The organism is Hydrogenophaga sp. LT287, assembly GCF_055702805.1.
Map to the genome: position 1 here is coordinate 1 of NZ_JBVPZC010000070.1, position 2041 is coordinate 2041.

Genomic DNA, 2041 nt, shown 5'->3' on the forward strand with positions numbered 1-2041 from the left:
GTAAGCGATCAATAGACCGCACCCCTTGCACAGTTTCCTATTTCAGCCGCTGCGCCCGTTGAGACACCAGGGCAGCAAGGCCTCATAGTCCTCGACGGTCCTGGCCCGAGGAAGCGCCACCAGCAGCGAGCGCAGGTACTGGTACCCATCGACGCCGTTGACCTTGCAGGTCTCCAGCAACGAGTACAGATTGGCGCTCGCGTTGGCGCCGGCCACGGTGTCGGCAAACAACCAGTTGCGTCTTCCGATGACAAACGGACGGATCGAATTCTCACAGCCGTTGTTGTCTATGGGGTAGAGACCGTTGGTGACGAAGCGCTCCAGCTTGGCCCACTGCGAGGACAGGTAGTGCAGCGCCTTGCCCAGCAAACTGCCCGGTAGCACCACATGAACGTTGGCCAGCAGCAAGGCCTGGATCTCTTGGAGCACGGGCACGCTGTGGGCCTGGCGACTTTGCAGCAGGCCGAGCGCGTCCATCCCTTGCTCCTTGGCCAGTGCCTCCACGCGGTAGAGCTTGCCGATCAGCGCGATGAATCTGGCCGCCAATTGCTCAGGCCCCCGGTTCGCTTTGGGCAGCGCCTGCAGCGCGTCATTGAAGTAACGTCGGCAATGCGCCCAACACCCGATGTGCACGAGCTTGTTGGCCAAGGCGATTTTGTTGTAGACCTCGTAGCCGTCGCTCATCAGCACGCCGCCCTCGCGCACGCCGACGTACAGACGCTGCGCCGCCTCGGTGCTGCGTGAGGGTGAGTAGGCGAACAAGCGTATGGGCGGACCCGTGCCGCACGCGCCAGAGCCATCGGTCATTTGCGCCCACATGTAGCTCTTGGACTGGGCGCTGCGCCCAGCCTCCTTGAGCACCTGGATCTCGGTTTCGTCACCGAAGATCAGCGGGGCGTCCAGCACCCGGTCGCGCAGCAGGTTGATGACGGGCTGCACCGCCTGGCCCACCCGCACCACGCTGGCGGCCATGGTGTTGCGTGAGAGGTCGCTGCCGCCAAAGCGCCCCAGCAAGGCCGCCTGGCGGTACAGCGGCAGGCCGTCCACGTACTTGGACGTGATCACCCAGGCCAGCAGACCTTCGCTGAACAGCCCCTTGGGGATGACTTGCTCGGGCTTGGCCGCCAGACGCAGCGTGCCATCGCAGCACGGGCAGGCGTACTTGACCCGCTCGTGGCGGATGACGCGCACCTGCTGAGGAATGATGTCAAGCTGCTCGCTGGCCTCCACGCCAATCTCCCGCAGCACGGCACCGTCGTGAGGACAGACACGCTCGGACTCGGGCAGTTCGTGGCGCACCACCTCGCGCGGCAGCGCCGGGTCCAGTGGCTTACGCCCGCGCTTGGCGCGTTTGTGGCCGGGGACCTCGACGATGCTGTCATCGGCTTGGGTTTCTTCCTGGGTTGGCTGGGCAGCTGCGCCGAGTGCTTCGGCCTCGTTGAAGAACATGTCCTTCTGGTGGCCAGCGCTGGCCTCGCTCTTGGCAGCGAAGAGTTGGCGCTTGAACTTGTTGAGCTGTTCCTTGAGCAGGTCGCGCTCGGCGCGCGTGATGCGCAGTTCACCCGCGAGCGATTCGCTGGTCTGGGTGGCCTGAGCCAGCGCCTTTTGCAAGGCTGCAAATTCTTCGGCGGTGGGCATATAAACCATCACCTACTTTGATTTATTTGTCGCTCAGGCGGTTCCTTGTGAGCGCTATTTTGCGACAAATATTTTGCGACATTGGACAGCCAGCGGCTCAGGCGACACGCTCGTAGAACCGCTGTGGGTGCCTCTGTATAAACGCCAGATCCATACCATCGAGAAGCCAGTGCAGTTGCTCCACTGTCAGCGTCGGCACCACCGCCTCGTCTGGCCAGATGAAGCGGTCTTGCTCCAGACGCTTCATCAACAACCAGAAGCCGTTGCGGTCCCAGCCCAGGATCTTGACTCGGGTGCGACGGCGGTTGCTGAACACGTATACCGACCTGGCGAATGGGTTCATTCCCAGGGCTTGCTCCACCAGGATGGCCAGACCGTTGATACCCATGCGAAAGTCGATGGC

Annotated in this window: 2 protein-coding genes; both read right to left on the minus strand. The window is 62.8% G+C overall.

Annotation, left to right across the window (positions count from 1 at the left end; genetic code table 11):
• Positions 1 to 42: 42 nt before the first annotated feature.
• Positions 43 to 1647: an IS66 family transposase gene (gene tnpC / locus AC0GNR_RS19470; RefSeq protein ID WP_472902389.1), complete on the minus strand. Its 1605-nt coding sequence runs from the start codon at positions 1645 to 1647 to the stop codon at positions 43 to 45.
• Between the two features lie 88 nt (positions 1648 to 1735).
• On the minus strand, positions 1736 to 2041 hold a 306-nt coding region (gene tnpB / locus AC0GNR_RS19475; RefSeq protein ID WP_472902390.1), incomplete at its 5' end, for an IS66 family insertion sequence element accessory protein TnpB.